25 protein-coding genes are annotated in these 20520 nt (G+C 62.7%); 6 read left to right on the top strand and 19 right to left on the bottom strand.

Annotated elements, in window-relative coordinates:
- Window positions 1-18: 18 nt before the first annotated feature.
- The 15 genes from OHD58_RS16565 to OHD58_RS16495 form a co-directional block, all read right to left on the bottom strand.
- On the bottom strand, window positions 19-489 hold the full coding sequence (locus tag OHD58_RS16565; RefSeq protein ID WP_263804521.1) for a type II toxin-antitoxin system RatA family toxin: 471 nt from the start codon (window positions 487-489) through the stop codon (window positions 19-21).
- A gap of 2 nt (window positions 490-491) precedes the next feature.
- Entirely contained in the window at window positions 492-1046 is a 555-nt protein-coding gene (locus tag OHD58_RS16560; RefSeq protein ID WP_263804520.1) for an AAA family ATPase, read from the bottom strand.
- Window positions 1047-1051: 5 nt separating this feature from the next.
- A complete protein-coding gene (gene lipA / locus OHD58_RS16555; protein ID WP_263804519.1) occupies window positions 1052-2017 on the bottom strand; it encodes a lipoyl synthase in 966 nt (321 codons plus the stop codon).
- Between the two features lie 7 nt (window positions 2018-2024).
- Complete coding sequence (locus OHD58_RS16550; RefSeq protein ID WP_263804518.1) at window positions 2025-2309, bottom strand: GlsB/YeaQ/YmgE family stress response membrane protein; 285 nt, start codon at window positions 2307-2309, stop codon at window positions 2025-2027.
- An 82-nt stretch (window positions 2310-2391) separates the two neighbouring features.
- Window positions 2392-3855: a dihydrolipoyl dehydrogenase gene (lpdA, locus tag OHD58_RS16545; RefSeq protein WP_263804517.1), complete on the bottom strand. Its 1464-nt coding sequence runs from the start codon at window positions 3853-3855 to the stop codon at window positions 2392-2394.
- Between the two features lie 16 nt (window positions 3856-3871).
- Entirely contained in the window at window positions 3872-4510 is a 639-nt protein-coding gene (locus OHD58_RS16540) for an SGNH/GDSL hydrolase family protein (protein ID WP_263804516.1), read from the bottom strand.
- Window positions 4511-4541: 31 nt separating this feature from the next.
- Window positions 4542-5084, bottom strand: a complete 543-nt coding sequence (locus OHD58_RS16535; RefSeq protein WP_263804515.1) for an HdeD family acid-resistance protein — start codon at window positions 5082-5084, stop codon at window positions 4542-4544.
- 32 nt (window positions 5085-5116) lie between these two features.
- Window positions 5117-6565, bottom strand: a complete 1449-nt coding sequence (locus tag OHD58_RS16530; protein ID WP_263804514.1) for a pyruvate dehydrogenase complex dihydrolipoamide acetyltransferase — start codon at window positions 6563-6565, stop codon at window positions 5117-5119.
- Window positions 6566-6567: 2 nt separating this feature from the next.
- Window positions 6568-7182, bottom strand: coding sequence for a Uma2 family endonuclease (locus tag OHD58_RS16525; RefSeq protein WP_263804513.1), 615 nt, complete (start codon window positions 7180-7182; stop codon window positions 6568-6570).
- A 77-nt stretch (window positions 7183-7259) separates the two neighbouring features.
- Complete coding sequence (locus OHD58_RS16520) at window positions 7260-8669, bottom strand: pyruvate dehydrogenase complex E1 component subunit beta (RefSeq protein WP_263804512.1); 1410 nt, start codon at window positions 8667-8669, stop codon at window positions 7260-7262.
- Window positions 8670-8686: 17 nt separating this feature from the next.
- Complete coding sequence (pdhA, locus tag OHD58_RS16515; RefSeq protein ID WP_263804511.1) at window positions 8687-9730, bottom strand: pyruvate dehydrogenase (acetyl-transferring) E1 component subunit alpha; 1044 nt, start codon at window positions 9728-9730, stop codon at window positions 8687-8689.
- A gap of 184 nt (window positions 9731-9914) precedes the next feature.
- The gene (locus OHD58_RS16510; protein ID WP_263804510.1) at window positions 9915-10241 is read right to left on the bottom strand and encodes an FtsB family cell division protein; all 327 of its coding nucleotides are present in this window, start codon (window positions 10239-10241) and stop codon (window positions 9915-9917) included.
- 129 nt (window positions 10242-10370) lie between these two features.
- On the bottom strand, window positions 10371-10811 hold the full coding sequence (locus OHD58_RS16505; RefSeq protein ID WP_263804509.1) for a DUF6636 domain-containing protein: 441 nt from the start codon (window positions 10809-10811) through the stop codon (window positions 10371-10373).
- Window positions 10812-10814: 3 nt separating this feature from the next.
- Window positions 10815-12089, bottom strand: a complete 1275-nt coding sequence (gene eno, locus OHD58_RS16500) for a phosphopyruvate hydratase (RefSeq protein ID WP_263804508.1) — start codon at window positions 12087-12089, stop codon at window positions 10815-10817.
- A 247-nt stretch (window positions 12090-12336) separates the two neighbouring features.
- Window positions 12337-13320, bottom strand: a complete 984-nt coding sequence (locus tag OHD58_RS16495; RefSeq protein ID WP_263804507.1) for an isopenicillin N synthase family dioxygenase — start codon at window positions 13318-13320, stop codon at window positions 12337-12339.
- A gap of 175 nt (window positions 13321-13495) precedes the next feature.
- On the opposite strand from OHD58_RS16495, the gene OHD58_RS16490 reads away from it, so the two are divergent.
- Complete coding sequence (locus OHD58_RS16490; protein ID WP_263804506.1) at window positions 13496-13618, top strand: hypothetical protein; 123 nt, start codon at window positions 13496-13498, stop codon at window positions 13616-13618.
- A gap of 55 nt (window positions 13619-13673) precedes the next feature.
- Here the strand turns inward: OHD58_RS16490 and OHD58_RS16485 are convergent, their stop codons facing one another.
- Together OHD58_RS16485 and OHD58_RS16480 are read right to left on the bottom strand one after the other, a co-directional pair.
- The gene (locus OHD58_RS16485) at window positions 13674-14039 is read right to left on the bottom strand and encodes a PRC-barrel domain-containing protein (protein ID WP_263804505.1); all 366 of its coding nucleotides are present in this window, start codon (window positions 14037-14039) and stop codon (window positions 13674-13676) included.
- 97 nt (window positions 14040-14136) lie between these two features.
- On the bottom strand, window positions 14137-14340 hold the full coding sequence (locus OHD58_RS16480; protein ID WP_263804504.1) for a dodecin family protein: 204 nt from the start codon (window positions 14338-14340) through the stop codon (window positions 14137-14139).
- Between the two features lie 941 nt (window positions 14341-15281).
- Here OHD58_RS16480 and OHD58_RS16475 point away from each other — a divergent pair.
- From OHD58_RS16475 to OHD58_RS16465, 3 genes are all read left to right on the top strand, one after another.
- Window positions 15282-15554, top strand: coding sequence for a DUF1236 domain-containing protein (locus OHD58_RS16475; RefSeq protein ID WP_412177234.1), 273 nt, complete (start codon window positions 15282-15284; stop codon window positions 15552-15554).
- 146 nt (window positions 15555-15700) lie between these two features.
- Window positions 15701-15955, top strand: a complete 255-nt coding sequence (locus OHD58_RS16470; protein WP_263804502.1) for a hypothetical protein — start codon at window positions 15701-15703, stop codon at window positions 15953-15955.
- A 50-nt stretch (window positions 15956-16005) separates the two neighbouring features.
- Window positions 16006-16335: a hypothetical protein gene (locus OHD58_RS16465; protein ID WP_263804501.1), complete on the top strand. Its 330-nt coding sequence runs from the start codon at window positions 16006-16008 to the stop codon at window positions 16333-16335.
- 8 nt (window positions 16336-16343) lie between these two features.
- On the opposite strand, the gene kdsA is transcribed toward OHD58_RS16465, so the two are convergent.
- Entirely contained in the window at window positions 16344-17177 is an 834-nt protein-coding gene (gene kdsA / locus OHD58_RS16460; RefSeq protein WP_263804500.1) for a 3-deoxy-8-phosphooctulonate synthase, read from the bottom strand.
- On the bottom strand, window positions 17174-18049 hold the full coding sequence (locus OHD58_RS16455; RefSeq protein ID WP_263804499.1) for a VOC family protein: 876 nt from the start codon (window positions 18047-18049) through the stop codon (window positions 17174-17176). The genes kdsA and OHD58_RS16455 overlap by 4 nt, the downstream gene beginning before the upstream one ends.
- Before the next feature lie 159 nt (window positions 18050-18208).
- Between OHD58_RS16455 and OHD58_RS16450 the strand changes: the two genes are divergently transcribed.
- Entirely contained in the window at window positions 18209-18640 is a 432-nt protein-coding gene (locus tag OHD58_RS16450; protein WP_263804498.1) for a hypothetical protein, read from the top strand.
- Window positions 18641-19406: 766 nt separating this feature from the next.
- Complete coding sequence (locus tag OHD58_RS16445) at window positions 19407-20519, top strand: branched-chain amino acid ABC transporter substrate-binding protein (protein WP_412177233.1); 1113 nt, start codon at window positions 19407-19409, stop codon at window positions 20517-20519.
- Window position 20520 lies beyond the last annotated feature (1 nt).

Raw genomic sequence — 20520 nt, 5'->3', positions numbered from 1 at the left:
TTTCAGCATAGCCGCCGCTCATCCGGCTTGGCCGATACTGGGACTGCCATACACCACATCCGCCCTCTTCTCGAACGCGTTGGTGAACATGCGGAAGGCGCGGTCGAACATCGCACCCATCATGGCGCCCAGAATGCGGCTCTTGAACTCGTAGTCGATGAAGAAGTGGATATCGGTGCCGCCGTCGGCGGCCGCATCGAACCGCCATATATTGCTCAGGTAGCGGAAGGGACCGTCGAGATATTTGACGTCGATGGCGTTCTCGTCGGGTTTCAGGTGCACCTGGCTGGTGAACGTCTCGCGGATCGCCTTGTAGCCCACCGTCATGTCCGCGACGAGCACGGTGCGGCCGTCGCGCTCCTTGCGGGAACGCACCGACAGGCCTTCGCAAAGCGGCAGGAACTGCGGGTATTTCTCCACGTCGGCGACCAGCGCGAACATCTCGTGCGGCGGATGGCTGACGTGTTTGACGGTCTCGAACTGCGGCATGATCAGTCCGTATCACGCCTTTCGAGAAGAGCAAGCAGGGCGTCTGCGTCGCCGCGCGAATCGAGAACGAAAACCGGTACATCGGGACCGTACTTCGCCAACCCATCGATGATGTCCCGCGCCTGCTTCTTCTCGAAGTTCCAGATGTAGCGCAGGAATTCGAGGTCGATCTTTTCCGGGCACCCTTCCGTCATCTCGGGACGCGAGCGCCCGGCATAACGTATCCACCGCAAAACGACCCGTGTGAGGCAAAGTAGGCGTGGCAAGCGAATCCAGATAAGAGCCTCGGCACGCGGCAAACGCAAATCGAGCGTGGCATGGCCGGTCCCGTCCATGATCCACCGGTCTTCCTGGACGGCGTCGGCGACCATCGATCGGATTTGTGAGCGCTCGCGCAGCTTCCAACCGGGAAGCCAGAAGAAGGCTCGGTCCATCGAAATGTAAGGCAGGTTCAATTTGGGCGACAACGCCTGCGCCAGGGTGGATTTGCCGCCACCCGAGCAACCGATGACGAGCACCCTGTTCGCCGACGACAGCCGTTCGGCGCAGGCTGTCAAACTGTTCAGGCGATCCGCGAAAGCTGCTTCTCCCGCGCCGCGCGCAGCCGGGCAAAATCCTCGCCGGCGTGATGCGAGGAACGCGTCAGCGGGCTCGAGGCGACAAGCAGGAAACCCTTGGTCCTGCCGATCGTCTCGTAGGATTTGAATTCCTCCGGCGTGACGAATTTCTTCACCGGATGGTGCTTTTTCGACGGCTGCAGATATTGGCCGATCGTCATGAAGTCGACATTGGCCGAACGCAGGTCGTCCATCAGCTGCAGGATCTCGTTCCGTTCCTCGCCAAGGCCGACCATGATGCCCGACTTGGTGAAGATCGACGGGTCGAGCTCCTTCACCCGCTGCAGGAGCCGGATCGAATGGAAATAGCGGGCACCCGGACGCACGGTCAGGTAGTTCGACGGCACCGTCTCCAGATTGTGGTTGAAGACGTCGGGCTTTGCCGCAACGACAATCTCCAGCGCGCCGTCCTTGCGCAGGAAGTCCGGCGTCAGGATCTCGATCGTGGTGGTCGGATTGTGCCTGCGGATCGCGTGGATCACGTCGGCGAAATGCTGCGCGCCGCCATCGGCGAGATCGTCGCGGTCGACCGAGGTGATGACGACGTGGCTGAGCCCCATCTTGGCCACCGCCTTGCCGACGCTCTCCGGCTCGTTCGGGTCGAGCGTGGTCGGGATGCCGGTGGCGACGTTGCAGAAGGCGCAGGCGCGCGTGCAGATCTCGCCCATGATCATGAAGGTGGCGTGCTTCTTCTCCCAGCACTCGCCGATGTTGGGGCAGCCGGCCTCCTCGCACACCGTAACCAGCTTGTGCGACTTCACGATCTCGCGCGTTTCGGCATAGCCCTTGGAAACCGGCGCCCTGACGCGGATCCAGTCGGGCTTGCGCAGCACTTCCTGGTCCGGCCGGTGGGCCTTTTCCGGGTGCCGCAGCCGCGGCGGATTGGCGATCGTGTCGAGCAGCGTTACCATCTTGGTCTCAATTCACTCCGCTCGCCTTGGCGCGCCCGAAAATCCACAGGATCGCGATGGCGCCGACGGCGGCAACAATCAGGTTTCCGAGGAAACCCTGGTAGTTGAAGTCCAACAGGCCGGCCAGCGTGCCGCCGACAAAGGAACCGGCGATGCCGACGAGGATGTTGGTGAACAGGCCGTGGTCACGGTTCATCGCCTTCTCGGCAATGTAGCCGGCCAGGAATCCGATCAGCAGCATGCCGAAAAAGCCGATGCCGGGCATGCCCATGATACCGACGCTCTGTTCCATCGTCCGTCTCCTCGCTCAGCCGCCCACGCCACGCATATAAGTCAGAATCGGCGCGTAAAACAGTCCCGCGCCGGCGCGCCTGTCATGCGTTCAGCGCACGGCCGTAGGCGTCGAGCACGCTTTCCTTCATCGTCTCCGACAGCGTCGGATGCGGGAAGATCGTGTGCATAAGCTCTTCCTCGGTGGTCTCGAGGTTCATCGCCACGACAAAACCCTGGATCAGCTCGGTGACTTCCGCGCCGACCAGATGCGCGCCGAGCAACTGTCCGGTCTTCTTGTCGAAGATCGTCTTCACCATGCCCTGGTCTTCGCCGAGTGCGATCGCCTTGCCGTTGGCGACGTACGGGAAGCGGCCGACACGGATGTCCTTGCCCTCGGCCTTCGCCTTGGCTTCCGTCAGCCCGACCGAAGCAACCTGCGGGTTGCAATAGGTGCAGCCGGGGATCTTCAGCTTGTCCATCGGGTGCACATTGGGCAGGCCGGCAATCTTCTCGACGCAGATCACCGCCTCGTGCTCGGCCTTGTGCGCCAGCATCGGCGGCCCGGCGACATCGCCGATGGCATAGATGCCAGGCACATTGGTCTTGCCGTAGCCGTCGATGACGATAGTGCCGCGGTCGGTTTTCACGCCGAGTTCTTCGAGCCCGATATTCTCGACATTACCCTGCACGCCGACCGCCGAGATCAGCCGGTCGGCGGTGATTTTCTCCACCTTGCCGTCCTTCATCTCGACATGCGCGGTGATCGAATTTGCCGCCTTCTCGACCTTGGTCACCTTGGCGTCGAGGATGATCTTCATCCCCTGCTTCTCGAACTGCTTTTTCGCGAAGGCCGAAATTTCGGCGTCTTCCACCGGCATCACCTGCGGCAGCAGTTCCACCACCGTCACCTCGACGCCCATGATGCGGTAGAACGAGGCGAACTCGATGCCGATGGCGCCCGAACCCATGACCAGCAGCGATTTCGGCATTTCCGGCGGCACCATCGCCTCAAAATAGGTCCAGATCAGCTTGCCGTCCGGCTCGATACCCGGCAGCGCGCGCGGCCGCGCGCCGGTGGCCACGATGATGTGCTTGGCCGTGTAGGTGCCCTCGCCCTTGGTGTTCTTGGGCAGTGGTGCCTGCGGCAGCATCGGCTTCTTCGCCGTCTTCGCCACGACGATCTCGGCCGGCTTGTCGCCCGAGGCTGCCTTGGTCAGCTTCGCCTCGCCCCAGATCACGTCGACCTTGTTCTTCTTCATCAGGAAGCCGACGCCGCCGTTCATGCGCTCGGCGATGCCGCGCGAACGCGCCACCACCGCCTTGATGTCCGGCGCGACGGTGCCTTCGATCTTGAGCCCATAATTCTTGGCGTGGGTGGCAAGATGCATCACTTCCGCCGAACGCAGCAGCGCCTTGGTCGGAATGCAGCCCCAATTGGAGCAGATGCCGGCCAGGTGCTCGCGCTCGACGATCGCCGTCTTCAACCCAAGCTGCGCTGCCCGTATCGCCGCGATGTAGCCGCCGGGGCCCGAACCGATGATGATGACGTCGTAGTTTTCGGCCACAGAACTCTCCTTGAAATCAAAGTTCCAGCATCACGCGTGCCAGCGGCACCAGCGCGGTGCCGATCTTGCGCGTGTTTTCCGCGTCCAAGTGGACGCCGTCGAGCGGCGTCGTTTCGGCAACCGAGCCGGCGTCGAAGAAACCGCATCCCAATTCGTCGGCAAGCTGGCTGTACAGGCCGGCCAGGTGCCGGGACGCTTCGTCACCGCCGGCGAACATGCTGGCGAATTCCGCGTTCTCGGTGCGGCTGACTGGCGGCGGCGAGACCAGCAGCACCTGCGGCGCCTCTGCCTCCAGCGGGTAAGGGTGGTTGCGCACGATGTTGACCAGCCGGCCCATGCCTTGCTTGGCGGCGAGCGGGTTACCGTGGATCCACGGCTTCATGTCGTTGGAGCCGAGCATGATGATGACAAGGTCGAGCGGCGAATGCATGCCGAGCAGCGTCGGCAGGATACGCGTGCCGTTGCGGTCCTCGGTCGCCAGGTCGTCATTGAAGGCTGTGGTGCGGCCGTTCAGCCCCTCGGCGATCACCTGGACGCCCGAGCCCAATCCGGACGCCAGCACGCTCGGCCAGCGGTCGGCCAGCGCATGCCGGCTGGGGCCGACGGCGTGATAGCCCCAGGTCAGTGAATCGCCATAGCAGAGGATGGTTTTCATGAAGCGGTGATCCCGAGACGAAGCGGCCCGCCTAGGCCTTGCGCAGTCCAAGCGCCAGAAGCAGGAAGAGCACGCCGTTGGACAGCAGTTCCACGGCCAGCAGGATGCCGAGCACCGACACGGCCGCGTACGGGAAATTGCTGAGGATCATGACGCCGAGCGCCAGCGAGACGATGCCCGAGGCGAGCACCCAGCCCCATCCGGAAATCGGCCGCAGCGAGAAGGCATAGAGGAGCTTTACCACGCCAGTGACCAGGAACAGCACCGCGACCAGCAGCGTCAGCGAGACCATGCCGGCCAGCGGATTGAAGATCAGCGACAGGCCGACGACGAGGGTGAGGATGCCGAACAGCAGCCCCCACAGGAAACCCGGCCAGCCTGTCACCCGGAACGACTGCAGGATCTGAACCGCGCCGAGCAGGGCAAATACCCAGCCGGCCATGACGGTCGCCGCCAGCGTGGCGGCAAGCGGGTTGAAGAGAGCGAGCACCCCGCCGATCAGCGAAATGACCGCAAGGATCGCCATCCATACCCAGGACGTGCGCAACTTTTCGTTATGTACCGCCGTCGCCATCGTCGTGACCTCCGTTTTGACGAACAGACTTCTTAAACCAGCATTCCCATCGGGTTCTCGATGTAGCGCTTGAAGGCGACCAGCAGTTCGGCCCCGAGGGCGCCGTCCACGGCGCGGTGGTCAGTCGACAGCGTCACCGACATGACGGTGGCTATCTTGATCTCGCCGTTCTTCACCACCGCCCGCTCTTCGCCGGCACCGACCGCCAGGATCGTCGCATGCGGCGGGTTGATGACGGCGGAAAAATCCTTGATGCCGAACATGCCGAGGTTGGACACCGCTGTGGTGCCGCCCTGGTATTCCTCCGGCTTCAGCTTGCGGTTGCGGGCGCGGCTGGCCAGATCCTTCATCTCGTTGGAGATCGCCGACAGCGTCTTCTGGTCCGCTTTGCGAATGATCGGCGTGATCAGCCCGCCGGGGATCGACACGGCGACGCCGACATCGGCGTGCTTGTGCTTCACCATCGCGCTGTCGGTCCAGGAGGCGTTGGCGTCCGGCACCGCCATCAGCGCCATCGCCATCGCCTTGATGACCATGTCGTTGACGGACAGCTTGTAGGCCGGCACGTCGCCCTTGTCGGTCTTCTTCGTCGGCGCCGCCGAATTCAGCTGCGTCCGCAGCGCCAGCAGCGCGTCGAGCTCACAGTCGAGCGTGAGATAAAAATGCGGGATGGTGCTCTTTGCCTCGACCAGCCGCCGCGCGATGGTCTTGCGCATATTGTCGTGCGGAACCAGCTCGTAGGAACCTTCCTCGAACAGCTTCAGCACTTGCTCGTCCGACATCGGTTTCGCGGCCGGCGCTGTCGCAGGTGCTCCAGTTGCGGGAGCCACCTTCGCTTCGGGTGCAGCCTTGGCGCCACCACCGGCGATCGCCGCCTCGACATCGGCCTTGACCACGCGGCCGTGCGGGCCGGTGCCTGTCACCGCCGCGACATCCACGCCGGCATCCTTGGCGATGCGCCGCGCCAGCGGCGAGGCGAAGGTGCGTTCTCCGGATTGGCTGATCTCCCCACCTGTGGGGGAGATGGCCGGCAGGCCAGAGGGGGGCAACGTAGAACCCTGCCCTTCCGTGGATTTGCCGTTGCCCTTCTGTGGAGAGGTTTGCGGGACAGCGCCCCCCTCTGTCGGCTTCGCCGACATCTCCCCCACAGGTGGGGAGATTGGAGCTTCTTTCTGAGTTGCCTCCGCCTTCGCAGGCGCCGCATCGCCACCGGCCTTCGCCGCGGCACTTGCATCCTCGCCCTCGCCTGCCAGCACGGCGATCAGCGCGTTGACCTTGACGCCCTCGGTGCCGGCCGGCACGACGATCTTCGCCACCGTTCCCTCGTCGACAGCTTCGACTTCCATCGTCGCCTTGTCGGTCTCGATCTCGGCGATCACGTCGCCCGGCGCAACCTTGTCACCCTCTTTGACCAGCCACTTGGCGAGATTGCCCTCCTCCATCGTGGGCGAGAGAGCCGGCATGGTGATGTTGATGGGCATGGCTATCTATCTCCGGCGTAGAGGGCTTGCGGGTCTTCGTTGAAGCCGAGCGGCTTGTCCAAGGGCCAAAGGTCGGCGAGCGAGAAGGAAATGGCATCGAAAGGCGGTGCGCTCACTTGGTCATCCGAGCTCCACGCGCCGACCTTGGCCCATCGTCCCTCAACCAGTTCAAAGGCTTCGAGTATCTGCAGGCGCGGATCGATCAGCCAGAAATAGGGCAAGCCCTCCTCCGCGTAGATGCGCATTTTCACGGTGCGATCTCGGATTTCCGTCGAAGCAGAGAGAATTTCACAAACCCAATCCGGGGCAATTTCGAAATAATTTGTCTCAGGGTAAGCGGAGAGGCGTTCACGCCGCCAGCCCGCGATATCCGGCACGAGAATATGCGTCCCGAGTTTCAGTTCTGGTTCGACAAAGAATACCCAGCCCCCCGGCCCACCTCCACCCCATTGGAACGGGTCGGTAAGTTTCGCCGAAATGGCGTTCGCCGCGCCCGAATGGCGTGGCGATGGCCGCGGGTGTGTCCTCAAGACGCCGTCGATGATCTCCGCCACCAGATGCGGCGGCACAGCCTCCAAATCGGCATAGGTCACAGGCTTATTTACCGTTTCGGCCATTGCAGTCGCTCGTCCTGTTGGAGCGTTTGGTCCGATGCAGCACAATTGTCGCCGCTACCGGGCATGCGTCAATCTCCTCAGCGATACGTCACCGCCTTCACCGCCTCGACCACCTCGCCGACATTCGGCAGCGCCAGTTTTTCGAGGTTGGCGGCATAAGGCATCGGCACGTCCTTGCCGGCGATGGTGATCACAGGGGCGTCGAGGAAGTCGAAGGCGCGCTGCGACACCTGGTTGGCGATGAAGTCGCCGACCGAGGATTGCGGATAGCCTTCCTCCACCACCACCAGCCGGTTGGTCTTCTTGACGGAAGCGATCACCGTATCGAGGTCCATCGGCCGGATCGTGCGCAAATCGATGATCTCGGCGTCGATGCCGAGCCCCGCGAGTTCGGCTTCCGCCTTGACCACATAGGTCATGCCGATACCCCAGGAGACGATGGTGACGTCCTTGCCCTTTTTGTGGATGCGCGCCTTGCCGATCGGCAGCACGAAATCGTCGAGCTTCGGCACATCGAAGGAGTGGCCGTAGAGGATCTCGTTCTCGAGGAAGATCACCGGGTTGGGGTCGCGGATCGCCGCCTTGAGCAGGCCCTTGGCGTCGGCCGCGGTATAAGGCTGCACGACCTTGAGACCCGGAATGTGGCTGTACCAGGCGGCATAGTCCTGGCTATGCTGGGCGGCGACGCGGGCTGCCGCACCGTTCGGCCCGCGGAAGACGATCGGCGCCCCCATCTGGCCGCCCGACATGTAGAGCGTCTTGGCCGCCGAATTGATGATCTGGTCGATCGCCTGCATGGCGAAGTTGAAGGTCATGAACTCGACGATCGGGCGCAGGCCGGCCATCGCCGCGCCGACGCCGACGCCGGCAAAGCCATGCTCGGTGATCGGCGTATCGACGACGCGCCGCGCACCGAATTCCTGCAACAGTCCTTGCGTGATCTTGTAGGCGCCCTGATATTCGGCGACCTCCTCACCCATGACGAAGACGTTTTCGTCGCGGCGCATTTCTTCGGCCATGGCGTCGCGCAATGCTTCGCGCACCGTGGTCGAAACCATCTCGGTGCCGGCCGGGATATCCGGATCGGCTGCGATTTCGGCCTTCGGCGCGGCAGCGACCGGTGCTGCGGCAGGCTTGTCGGCCGGCTTTTCCTCCGCCTTCGGCGCTTCGGCCTTCGGAGCGTCCGAACCGAATTTTGCCGGAGGCTCTTCGCCGATGCCTTCGCCGGCCTTGTCCACGTCTTCACCGTCAACCGCCAGCACGGCGATCGGCGTGTTGACCTTCACGCCTTCGGTGCCGGCGGCGATCAGTATCTTGGCCAGAATGCCTTCGTCGACGGCTTCGACTTCCATCGTCGCCTTGTCGGTCTCGATCTCGGCGATCACGTCACCGGCAACGATCTTGTCGCCTTCGTTCTTCAGCCATTTGGAAACGTTGCCTTCCTCCATCGTCGGGGAAAGCGCGGGCATCAGGATTTCGATCGGCATGTTGTTCGCGCCTCCCCTTAGAGTACGATGTCGGTCCAGAGCTCGGAAACATCCGGCTCGGGATCGGTCTGCGCGAATTCGGCGGCGTCGGCGACGATATCGCGAACCTCCTTGTCGATCGCCTTCAAATCATCTTCGCTCGCCCACTTCTTGTCGAGCACGCGCGCCTTCACCTGCTCGATCGGGTCGTGCTCGGAGCGCATCTTCTGCACTTCTTCCTTGCTGCGGTATTTCGCCGGGTCCGACATCGAATGGCCGCGATAGCGGTAGGTCTGCATCTCCAGGATGATCGGACCGTTGCCCGAACGGCACCAGTCGGTCGCCAGGTCGGAGGCCGACTTCACGGCGCGCACGTCCATGCCATCGACCTGGATGCCGGGGATCTTGAAGGAGGCGCCACGGTGCGAGAAATCGGTCTCGGCCGACGACCGCGTCACCGACGTGCCCATGGCGTAGCGGTTGTTCTCGATGATGTAGATGACCGGCAGCTTCCACAGCGAGGCCATGTTGAAGCTTTCGTAGACCTGGCCCTGGTTGGCGGCGCCGTCGCCGAAATAGGTCAGCGAGACATTCTTGTTCTCGCGGTAGCGGTTGGCGAAGGCCAGCCCGGTGCCGAGCGACACCTGGGCGCCGACGATGCCGTGGCCGCCATAAAAGTTCTTCTCCTTGGAGAACATGTGCATGGAGCCGCCCTTGCCCTTGGAGTAGCCCCCCCGGCGTCCGGTCAGCTCGGCCATCACGCCGCGCGGCGTCATCTCCATGGCCAGCATGTGGCCGTGGTCGCGGTAGGCGGTGATCATCTGATCGCCTTCGATCAGCGCCATTTTCATGCCGGTGACGACAGCTTCCTGGCCAATATAGAGGTGGCAGAAGCCGCCGATGAATCCCATGCCGTAGAGCTGGCCGGCCTTTTCCTCGAAACGCCGGATCAGCAGCATGTCGCGATACGCCGCGAGTTCCTGTTCCTTGGTGAAGTCGGCCGGTTTCGGCGCAACGAGGCCACCCTGGCCCTTGGCGTCCGCTTTCGATTTCGCGGACGTCTTCTTTGCGGCAGTCGCCATCAATCACTCCCTGGTGGCTGTCTCTTTTCGGACATTCGGGAGGCGTGCGGCCGTGCCGTCACCTCCCCGGCTGATCGAAAAGCTAGCATGCAAAATGAGTGAGAGCCATGCGGAAAAATGCATGGCTGGCATGCAGCTAAACCGTTCTATTTACAGGAAATAGTTATGATTAACTGGATTTTGATTAATTCGACAGCGGGCGATCACGCATGATGGTGATCTCGTCCGAATGCGAAAAGTTCAGCGCCCTGCGCGCCTGTTCGTCCAGCATGTCCTTTTCCAGCGTGCCATCATGCAGCAGCTGCACGCGGTGCTCGAGTTCGACACGCTCGCCCTTCACCTTGTCGAGCTGGGTCTGCAATTCGGCCATGCGCGCCTCGAATCGGTACTTGGAATAGATGCCGAATTCGCCGTGGTAGGCATGGAAGCCGAAATAGGCGAGAAACGCCGCCGAAATGACCGGAACGATCAGTCGGCCGGTGTTTCTGCGTCGGTGCTGGCGTGTCCACATGGTGCGCAAACCTTTCGCGCTCTATGTCGCCCGATTGTGCTTAATGGACGGTTACGGCTGCCTGTCGCGGCCGACAAAATTGCGCGCACGCGGTATTGCGGTCGATCATCGACCTGCCTGCGGCGTAGTCTAGAACAGCCGCTGCCGCGCCCGCGACAGCTCGAAGCCAGCGCCGCGTTCGTTGATGCAGGTGACGCCGGTTCGCTCCGAACTGCAGGTGATGCCGCCACGCCGGACGCTCTCGCCGTACGGCAACGCCTCATAGTCGCCGGCAATGGTGTCGCCCACGCACAGCCGTTCGCCGCGCCGCGACGAAGCGTCGAGGCCGAAATCGCTGCCCCAGTCCAGTTCGCAGTCCGGCGGTCGCGCAGGTCGTGGATTTGCCGTCTCGCCGACCATGCAGCGAACCGAGGAATCATCGAAGAACAGGCACTGGATGTTGCCGGTCGGCGAGCGGAAGCCTTCCATATCCTGCGCCGACGCGAGGGGCGACTGGAACAGGAGCGAGGCGGCGACCGCAAAACCCCTGCAGAGCTGCTTTGCCAGTCTGTTCCCCGCAACTCCACCCATAATTCAGGTCTTCAGTACGGATTTGCCGGCGTACTGCGCCTGCTTGCCGAGTTCTTCCTCGATGCGGATCAGCTGGTTGTATTTTGCCGTGCGGTCGGAGCGCGACAGCGAGCCGGTCTTGATCTGTCCGCAGTTGGTGGCGACGGCCAGGTCGGAAATGGTCGAGTCTTCCGTCTCGCCCGAGCGATGCGACATCACCGCCGTATAGGCTGCCTTGTGAGCAGTCCCGACGGCGTCCAGCGTCTCGGTCAGCGTGCCGATCTGGTTGACCTTGACCAGGATCGAGTTGGCGACGCCCATCTTGATGCCGTCCTTGAGACGTGCGGTGTTGGTGACGAACAGGTCGTCGCCGACGAGCTGGGTTTTCGTGCCGATCAGGTCGGTAAGGTACTTCCAGCCTTCCCAGTCGTCCTCCGCCATGCCGTCCTCGATCGAGATGATCGGATAGTCGGCGGCGAGCTTGGCGAGATACTTTGCCTGAGCCTTGGGATCGCGGCTCTTCTTCTCGCCCTCGTAGACATAAGCGCCGTCCTTGAAGAACTCGGTCGCGGCACAGTCGAGAGCGATGGCGACGTCCTCACCCGGCTTGTAGCCGGCCTTCTCGATCGAGGCCATGACGAAGTCGAGCGCCGACGGTGCGTTCTTGAGGTTCGGCGCAAAACCGCCCTCGTCACCGACATTGGTGTTGTGGCCGGCGTCCTTCAGGCCCTTCCTCAGCGTGTGGAAGATCTCCGAGCCCCAGCGCACCGCTTCGCGCAGGCTCGGTGCGCCGATCGGCATGATCATGAATTCCTGAAAATCGATCGGGTTGTCGGCATGCGCGCCGCCATTGACGATGTTCATCATCGGCACCGGCAGCACATGCGCGGCGGCCCCACCGACATAGCGGTAGAGCGGCAGGCCGGCTGCTTCCGACGCTGCCTTGGCGACCGCCAGCGAAACGCCCAGGATGGCGTTGGCGCCGAGGCGGCTCTTGTTCGCCGTGCCGTCGAGTTCGATCATCGTCTGGTCGATGTGGATCTGGTTCTCGGCCTCCATGCCGCCGATCGCCTCGAACAGCTCGCCGTTGACCGCCTCGACCGCCTTCTCGACGCCCTTGCCGAGATAGCGCGGACCGCCGTCGCGCAGTTCCATCGCCTCATGCGCGCCGGTCGAAGCGCCGGAAGGCACCGCCGCGCGGCCCATCGAGCCGTCCTCCAGCACCACGTCCACTTCCACGGTCGGGTTGCCGCGGCTGTCGAGAATTTCGCGGCCGACGATATCGATGATTGCGGTCATGTTGGGAAAGCCTCTCGGATTGGAGCGTTTGCAAGAGCCGCGCCCGTCTTAGCCAATGCCGGGCAAAAGGCAATGCGGCGGCTTTGAAAAATTCCGCAGCGTCCGGGATGTGTCGATATTCAGGTCAGGCCGAGCCGAAAATTGCAGATTTCGAGAACCGGAGCGCAGCGTACATTCGGGTACGTGAGCACCGGAAGCGCAGAAAGCCGCCATTCGCAGGCCGGCATCACCTGAATAACGGCACATCCTAGGCGGCGGGCTTCACCGTCGCTTGGAACTTCGACATCAGGTACGGTCCGGAAAGCACTGGCTCGTATCTCGGCGTTTCACCAGGCGCCAGGCAGGTATCGAGGCAGGCGATCTCGGCATGCCAGTTGGGCTGGTGGAAGAAAGCCAGCGACTGGCGGCGCGCCGCACTCCCGTCGGCATTGACGACGCGGTGCAGCGTCGACACCCAGCGGTCGTTGGTCCAGCGCGCCATCAGGTCGCCGATGTTGATGACGAACGCGCCCGGTACCGGCGGCACCTCGCGCCACTCCCCCTCCGGCGTGAAGATTTCCAGCCCGCGCGACCCTTCCTGCGGCAACAGGATGGTCAGGCTGCCGTAGTCGGTATGCGCTCCAGCCCGCAGTTGCCCCGGCTTAGGTGGCACTGACATTTCGGGATAGTTGAGCGCCCTGAGCGCGCTGACCGGCGCGTCGATCGATTTCTGGAAAAAATCCTCCGGCAGATCGAGCGCCACCGCGAACACCCGCATGATGCGCGCCGCCAGATCCTCCATCGCCGCATAATAGGCCTTCCAGGCCTCGACGAACCCATCGGGCTCAACCGGCCAGATCGTCTCGGCGTAGCAGAACGCCAGCGCTTCCGGATCGATCAGCCCGTCCGGCACTTTCAACGGCCCGCCATTAAAACTCTCCTTGAGGTCGGGCGGCGTGTCGACGCCCTTCGATTTCGCCAGCGCCTCGGTGCCGCTGCCGAGATAGCCGTAGGGATAGCCGGGATAAGGCGCCCGCACGCCGTCCTTGGTCTCCTGCGGCAGGTCGAAGAAATCATGCGCTGCGTTCCAGACGCCGTCGATCGTCTCCCGCGGCACCGAATGGCCGCTGATCGCCAGAAAGCCCGTGGCGCGGCAGATTTCATCGACCTCGCTCCCCAGCTTGCGGCGCTCCTCGGGCGCTGCCTTTTCAAAACGCGACAGATCGAACACGGAAAAAGCGGCGGCGGACATCCTGACACTCCGATGAGGGCCGCAGTCTACGTCAGGCTTTCGGGCCGTCGACAGCAAAAGATTCACGTTATCGACAGCCCTTGTCATCATTTGTCATCAACCGCCGGGCCGACGCCAAGATGGTTTTGCGTTATGATTCGCCGCGCTTGGGGTGGAACTTTGAGGGAGTTTCGCCGTGTCTCAATTTGCCGCCATCGTCAGCCTGTTCTTCATCGCCGCGGCGTTCCTGACGTCCTGCAACAATCCGCAACCGACACAAGGCTCCATCGACCTGTCCGTCATCCAGGAGCGCGAGTAGAGTATCCGCCGCAACGAAAAACGGCCCCTCTCGGGGCCGCTTTCATGTCGGTCGATCACCAGTAGGGATCGACCTGGTAGTAGGCATAGGATGCATCCCGCGCCTTCTGGCCGTCATTGCCGGCCAGTTCGTTGATCGAATAGGCGGGCGCTGCCTTAAGCTGCTCCTTGGTGAACGGCACGACATAGCCACCCTTGTTGGGCTCGTAGTCGAGCGCAGACCACGGAATGGCGTGGAACTTCTCGCCGATGCCGAGGAAGCCGCCGAAGCCGATCACCGCGAACATGATGCCGTTGGAGGTCTTCTCCAGCATCACGTCCTCGATGGTTCCGATATGGTCGCCGGCGGCGTTGTAGACTTCGGTGCCGATGACGCGCGAAGCGGCAATGGCGTCTGTATGTCCGGTATGGGTCGTCTTCATATCTGATCTCCTCATTTGTCGTGGCGATGCAGGGACAATGAGGAGGCGCGACGAAGGTTCCGGGAAAAGACGGCCCGATCCGGTTCCCGAAAAAAAATCAATCCGCCAGAATAAACGTCACCTTCATGTTGACCCGGTAGGCGGCGATCTTGCCGTCCTCGACGACGATCTTCTGGTCCTGGATCCAGGCGCCCTCGACGTTCTTCAGCGTCTTCGATGCGCGGGCGATGCCTTTTTCGATGGCATCCTGAAAGCTCTTCTTCGAGGACGCGGTAATCTCGGTGACCCGGGCGACTGACATGGCATTCCCCTGCACTGTGGTTGATCGGGCGCCGAGCCTACAACCGGGCCGAGGTGGCGGCAAGGCAGGGGAGAGATCGACAGCCTCACAACTGCATCACGGCGGTGTCACACTCGATATTGCATTCGAGTCGCCGGGCTCGATGCGTCGTTGATGCATCGTTGTCTTGGGAGGAAGCTATGGATTGCGTGCGAGAAGACGGGGCCGCGTGTAGCGGTACGGGCCGCATGATGGGAATTCGCAACAGAGGCACAAGGACGCGACTTTGCACCTGGCGCCTGACAAAGACAGCAGGCCCGCCAGAGGAGCCTTTGGTTCGGCAGACAAGTGTGCTCGCCACCGAGTGGGCGCCGATCAATTGTTCAATTCAAAATGGGAAACATTACAAACTCGAAATCGTCAGCGAAGAATAGATCCAGCTTTAACTTGGAGGGATGTGTCTTGGCATCGTTTGGCATGACTTTCGAGTGGGGGCCTACAGTCGATTGTGGCGATACCAACTCACCCCCATTAGAGGTATTCAATCTTCCTTCTTCAGCGCACTACGTCAGACTTAAGCTGTACAATCACACCACGGGTGAATTTCGTGGTGCGGGGTTGGCGCAAAAAAACGAAGGCGGCCAATTCGGCTACGGCGACTTTGCTTCAGAAGGATACATTGGTCCATGCAGCCCGCCCTCCAGTGTGTATAGGCTGGAGGTCTATGCGCTCGATCGCGGAGGCGAGATTCAGGGTATAGCAACGGGTACGCTGCGTTTCCCGTAAGCTGGCTGGTAGCGCCCGATCACGCTCGTGCGCTGGCCTACCGACAACACTCACAAAGCAGGGGGAACAACCCCGCTCCCTACGAGTTAAAGACGCGAAGGGACTTTGATCGGAGGAGATTTCCGATGAAAGTTATCGACGTTAAAACTGTTCTTTCGCCCGCGATTGCCGGCTTGATGATGTGCACCGGCGTGGCCGTGGCAACGGCACAGGACGTCATCATCGCGCCGGAGCAGGACACCATCATCCGCGAGTACGTGCAGAAGAAGCCGCTTGCGTCCATTTCGGTCCCGGGCGTCGAGTTGAACATCGGCTCGACCCTGCCGGAAACCGTCGAGGTCCACAGGTTCGAGGACGTTCCCGACGTTAAGTACGAATACGTCGTCGTCGACAACAGGACCGTGCTTGTTGAACCCGGCACGCGCAGGATCGTGAAGATTTACGACTGAACGAACGCCCGCCGCCTTTCTCCGGACTGGCGGCGGGCTTTATCCTATCCGGCAACCACAGGCCGAACACTCTCCGTGACGCTCATCGGCAAGTTGTCGTCACAATTGTATGAATCATCCGTCTGCCAGCGTGACGGAGAGGATTCTTGGACCCAAAATATCTCGGATTGTCGCTCCTGCGGGCCGTGGTCATGTTCGCCCTGTTCGTCGGAAGCTGGCTGCTTGCTTACGTGATCGGCCAGCTCCTGGCCGGCGCGGGATTGATCCCGTGCCGCGACGCCGCCGAATGCGAACTGATGGTCGGGATCCAGGTGATGCCATTGGGCGGCACAGCACTTTATGTCCTGTTTCTCGTAGTCTGGTCGCTTGCCGCCCGGCACCACCGCACGACGCAGCCCTGATTTTTCAGGCACCCGACCGCCACAGGTCCCCCACGATGAAAGGAGGAGTTATGCGGATCATCCCAGCCATCTTCTCACTGGCATTTCCGCTCGTCCTGGCACAGCCCGCGATCGGCCAGGAAAAGCGCTTCGCGGATGCGACCGAGACCAATGAACAGCTGATGGACCTCTACGAACAGGCCGGCGATATCTGCCTGCGCAACCCGAGCCGCGACGTCCGGATATCCGTCGCCTGCATGTCGATGACGGTCTACGGCCTTGCGCTGAATGAACGAGGCTGGTGCTACGGCAAGCATCACGAAGCCAATGCCGTCAAAGAGTGGCACGAATGCCAGGACGATTCGGATCACTTTTCCGAAGAAAGCCTGTCCAGGTTCTGAGCGGCACCCTACCCCTTGGCGATGCGGTCGAACGCCATCAGCCGCTCCAGCAGTTCCGGCATGTCCTTAAGCGGCACCATATTCGGCCCGTCGGACGAGGTCGAATTGTCGGGGTCCTGGTGCGTCTCGATGAACACGCCGGCGACACCGACCGCAACCGCGGCGCGCGCCAGCGTCTGCACGAAGCGCCGCTCGCCGCCAGACGAGGCACCCCGCCCGCCCGGCTGCTGCACCGAATGGGTGGCATCGAAAATCACCGGCGCGCCGATCTCGGCCATGATCGGCAGCGCCCGCATGTCAGAAACCAGCGTGTTGTAGCCAAAGGAGGCGCCGCGCTCGGTCACCAGCACGTTGGCATTGCCGGAATCCGTCACCTTGGCGACGACGTTCTTCATGTCCCACGGCGCCAGGAACTGGCCTTTCTTCACATTGATGATTTTTCCCGTCTTTGCCGCTGCCACCAGAAGATCGGTCTGGCGCGAAAGAAAGGCCGGTATCTGCAGGATATCGACATGCGGCGCGACCAGCGCGCACTGCTCCTCGCTGTGGATGTCGGTCAGCACCGGAAGTCCGAACTCCTTTCGCAGATCGTCGAACACCGGCAGCGCCGCGTCGAGACCGGCGCCGCGCGTCGCCGAAAGCGAGGTGCGGTTCGCCTTGTCGTAGCTGGTCTTGTAGACCAGCCCGATGTCGAGTTTCTGGCACAGTTCCTTCAGCGCGCCGGCCATGTCGAAGGCATGCTGGCGCGATTCCAGCTGGCACGGCCCTGCGATCAGCGCCAGCGGCGCGTCATTGGCGAAACGGACATTGCCGGCGGCAACGGTGTGGTTCGGCTTGCTCATGTCGTGGCCTCGAAAACGAAGGTGGCGCCTTGCCCGGCCGCGGGCGGCACAAGAATTTTCCGGTCGCGCCTCTCGTAGGAGATCGCATTCGCCTTGAAAAGCTTTTCCGCCGCCACGAGATCGGCAACGCCGAAAATCACCCCGGCCAGCTGCAACCCGTTGCCCGCCGACGCCGCGATGCCGTAGCGGGATTCTGCCGTCGCGGCGTCGACGACAAGGACGGTGCCGTTGCCCGCTTCGATCGCGAAGCCTGAAGCGGCGTCGCCGGTCGCCTCGGCGCCGGTGAGTCGGAGCAGGAAATCGCGATGTTCCAACGGCGCGCCGGCAACCGCCAAGACGCCCGTGAGACTGGAAACCCCGTTGGCGTGGCGCTCAAGCGCGCTCCTGTCGACTTTCGGTGCGTTCACCCGCTCGCAGGCGAAGAAGAAGGCATCCGGCGACGTGGCCTCAGCCGCAAAGGCGAGCCTGAACGAAGCCGTGTCGGCCTTGCCCTGCGCATCGACGAAAGGCCGCGAGAATTCGAGCATCTTTCCGGCCGAAATGTCGCCGGCGCGAAAGCGGCTGTCTTCAGCTCCGGCGTTTGCCGTACCGAAGACCAGCGCCGAAAAGCCCTCGTCACCTTGCCGATCGCGAAAAGCCCGGTCCCGCGCGACGAACACATTGCCGTCCCGGGCCGCGGCGTCGGCCACGCTCCGGTCGCCGATCGCCAGCGGCTCGAGAAATGTGCCGCCCTTCACGTAGACGCAGCAGTTCGCCGTTCCGAACGGATGGATGCCATTCGGCGCAACGGTGAAACCGAGTGCGCTGAGCCGGGCCAGTGCAACGTCGAGATCGGCAACGGGCAGCACAAGATGGTCGAGGGGAAGCGTCATGCCCCGCATGTGGCCCAAAGCAACGCGTGGTTCAAGACCGCCTGCTCATCGAGGTGCTCCGGTGAAGAAGCCTCGCCCGCTTCCGGGGATGCGGGTGCAGCAATGAATTGCGTGGCGGTGCTTCGGCAGGTAACTTTGCCGTCCAGAAGGAGTGAAGGGATGGACTATCGAACCGCTACCCCAGGCGATCTTGCTGAAATCTTTAGGGATTTGGCCATTCGCATGGCTGACCAATATGCGACCGCCGGCTTGAACATCGACGAGGTGAAGGATGAATTCATGATGTGTCTGAGGGAAGGACGCGGTCACACGCTGCTGCAGGACGGTCGGCCGGCCGCCATCATCGCCTGGCGTGAAGTCGACGGTGCCGCGCAGACTGCTTTCGCGGCCCATGAAAGTTTCTTCTCCAGATCGACCGTTCGTTTCTGCAAGAAGCACATCAGACGTATCCAGGCCCTGTGCGGAAATCCTCCGATCCACTCATACAGTTGGTCGGATCGCCCGGAAGTCGTGAAGTGGTTCCGTGTCCTGGGTTTTGAAGAACTGGAACGTGCAAACGGTTACGTTGTCTTCGAACTCGACCCTGCGTAACGCTTGCGCCGCCATACCGCGCCCGTTGCCGCGAGGCAGGCGCAGGCCGCGCCGTTCACCTCCCCCTTGAGGGAAGGTCGGCGGCCAAGGGCCGCCGGGTGGGGGTTCTCGGCAGTACTCCAGCAGAAACTGCCCGCAAGGGTGTGAATAGATTCACCCCGTTTCAGGCCCTTTCCATATCCACCAAAGATTCTTTTCCATGATTTCAATGGCTTGTACGATTTCTACAAAATTCGTCTGTCCACACCCTTCGCCGCCTCCCGCATAATGACCGTGTTGTTCTTTGTGGGGGTCTGGGTGGCCACCGGGTTGACCAGGGAGAACAGCGGCGTCGGGACTGGCCTCGCTCCGGATTGGCGAGGTTGGAGGTCATGCTCCAAGGTCTCGGCCCTCGACGTACGGTGAGCCTACGGCCTTCGGGCACAGGGCGAGCTGGGCGGGGCAGCAACGCCGGCGGTGCGCGTCTTTCGGGCATCGTTACTGAAAACAGCGCTGTCGGTCCGTCCGGCAGGCGCGCACCGCCTCCCCCACACTTTTACACGGGAGGCACGACAGCCTCCCAATGGCCAGGGCGGATTTCCGCAGCGTGGCAACGGAGAAGTTTGTGCCGGGGACAGTTTTATTACTTTCTTCCGCGGAAGGGAGCCGTCTTGGAGATTTTCGAGCAGGCGGAAAAAGTAAACTGTCCCCTGCGCTTCCAGGGCGTGGTGACGGCGAAACTCGCATGTTGCACCCTGCCCCGCCACACTTTACCAGTTGGCGCGACATGGCGAAGCGCAGCACAAAGACAACGTCGCGAACGGCCGCACCGGGGTGCCGGGTCATCGCTTCCGGCCTGCTTGTGCTGGCGACGCTGCTGGCGCCCGTCCCCGCCGGCGCGGCCGAGTTGGCGATCGGAGTCACGGCACCCCTCAGCGGCACTTCGGCGCTGCTTGGCGGACAGGTTCATGCCGGCGCCACGGCGGCCGCCGAAACGCTGGCTGCCCGCCTCGAAATCGCCGACGACGCCTGCACGGCCGAAGGGGGTGCCGCCGCTGCCCGGCAGTTTGTCGCCGCCAAAGTGAAAATCGTCGTCGGCTTTCTCTGCACAGAGACGCTGGAAGCGGCGATGCCCGTGCTGAAGGACGCCGGAATTCCCGTCATCACCATCGGCGTGCGCACCGACAGCATCACCGATCGACGCGACAAGACCGGCTGGCCGGTGTTCCGGCTCGGGCCTCGTGCCGACGGCGAGCAGAAGGCGGCGGGCGAAATCATCCCGGCGCTGTGGCAAAAGGAACTGTTCGCCCTGATCGACGACGGCACCATCTACGGCCGCGAACTCGCCGAGAGCGTGCGCGCCGCGGCGGAAACGCGCGCGCTGAAGCCGGTTTTCGTCGACACGTTCCGCCCCGAGCTCGACAACCAGGTCGGCCTTGCCGGCCGGCTGCGCAAGGCCGGCGCGACCCACGTCTTTGTCGGCGGCGACCGCGACGACGTCGCCATACTCGGCCGCGACGCCAAGGGCCTCGGCATGGAATTGACCGCGGCGGGCGGCGAAGCATTGCGCGCGGCGGTCGGCGACGTGCCGTTGCAGCCGGGCACGCTGATGATCGGCCTTCCGGAGCCGGCGGCATCCGCATCGCCGAAGGTGCTTGCCGCGCTCAAGCAACGCGAGATCGTCGCTGAAGGCTACGTGCTGCCGGCCTATGCGGCGGTGGAGATCGCTGTCGCGGCACTTGCCGGCGAAAGTTCCAGTCAGCCGGTGCTCGACGTCCTGGGCGCGCGCGAGTTCCAGACCGCGCTCGGAAAAATCCGCTTCGACGCCAAGGGCGATCTTGCCGAAAATCCCTATCGCTTGTTCCGCTACGACGGGATCAAGTTCGCCGAGGTGAAATAGA

Source organism: Mesorhizobium sp. ZC-5, assembly GCF_025753855.1.
GTDB lineage: Bacteria > Pseudomonadota > Alphaproteobacteria > Rhizobiales > Rhizobiaceae > Neomesorhizobium.
This window is presented reverse-complemented; position numbering and strand designations above follow the sequence as displayed.

Coding starts and splice junctions, on each gene's coding strand:
- OHD58_RS16540 (WP_263804516.1), bottom strand. CDS start 4,510: ATGAAAACCATCCTCTGCTATGGCGATTCACTGACCTGGGGCTATCAC.
- OHD58_RS16450 (WP_263804498.1), top strand. CDS start 18,209: ATGGACTATCGAACCGCTACCCCAGGCGATCTTGCTGAAATCTTTAGG.
- OHD58_RS16565 (WP_263804521.1), bottom strand. CDS start 489: ATGCCGCAGTTCGAGACCGTCAAACACGTCAGCCATCCGCCGCACGAG.
- OHD58_RS16535 (WP_263804515.1), bottom strand. CDS start 5,084: ATGGCGACGGCGGTACATAACGAAAAGTTGCGCACGTCCTGGGTATGG.
- OHD58_RS16485 (WP_263804505.1), bottom strand. CDS start 14,039: ATGAAGACGACCCATACCGGACATACAGACGCCATTGCCGCTTCGCGC.
- OHD58_RS16530 (WP_263804514.1), bottom strand. CDS start 6,565: ATGCCCATCAACATCACCATGCCGGCTCTCTCGCCCACGATGGAGGAG.
- OHD58_RS16525 (WP_263804513.1), bottom strand. CDS start 7,182: ATGGCCGAAACGGTAAATAAGCCTGTGACCTATGCCGATTTGGAGGCT.
- eno (WP_263804508.1), bottom strand. CDS start 12,089: ATGACCGCAATCATCGATATCGTCGGCCGCGAAATTCTCGACAGCCGC.
- pdhA (WP_263804511.1), bottom strand. CDS start 9,730: ATGGCGACTGCCGCAAAGAAGACGTCCGCGAAATCGAAAGCGGACGCC.
- OHD58_RS16480 (WP_263804504.1), bottom strand. CDS start 14,340: ATGTCAGTCGCCCGGGTCACCGAGATTACCGCGTCCTCGAAGAAGAGC.
- OHD58_RS16550 (WP_263804518.1), bottom strand. CDS start 2,309: ATGGAACAGAGCGTCGGTATCATGGGCATGCCCGGCATCGGCTTTTTC.
- kdsA (WP_263804500.1), bottom strand. CDS start 17,177: ATGAGCAAGCCGAACCACACCGTTGCCGCCGGCAATGTCCGTTTCGCC.
- OHD58_RS16465 (WP_263804501.1), top strand. CDS start 16,006: ATGCGGATCATCCCAGCCATCTTCTCACTGGCATTTCCGCTCGTCCTG.
- OHD58_RS16495 (WP_263804507.1), bottom strand. CDS start 13,320: ATGTCCGCCGCCGCTTTTTCCGTGTTCGATCTGTCGCGTTTTGAAAAG.
- OHD58_RS16445 (WP_412177233.1), top strand. CDS start 19,407: ATGGCGAAGCGCAGCACAAAGACAACGTCGCGAACGGCCGCACCGGGG.
- OHD58_RS16520 (WP_263804512.1), bottom strand. CDS start 8,669: ATGCCGATCGAAATCCTGATGCCCGCGCTTTCCCCGACGATGGAGGAA.
- OHD58_RS16455 (WP_263804499.1), bottom strand. CDS start 18,049: ATGACGCTTCCCCTCGACCATCTTGTGCTGCCCGTTGCCGATCTCGAC.
- OHD58_RS16510 (WP_263804510.1), bottom strand. CDS start 10,241: ATGTGGACACGCCAGCACCGACGCAGAAACACCGGCCGACTGATCGTT.
- lipA (WP_263804519.1), bottom strand. CDS start 2,017: ATGGTAACGCTGCTCGACACGATCGCCAATCCGCCGCGGCTGCGGCAC.
- OHD58_RS16505 (WP_263804509.1), bottom strand. CDS start 10,811: ATGGGTGGAGTTGCGGGGAACAGACTGGCAAAGCAGCTCTGCAGGGGT.
- OHD58_RS16475 (WP_412177234.1), top strand. CDS start 15,282: ATGATGTGCACCGGCGTGGCCGTGGCAACGGCACAGGACGTCATCATC.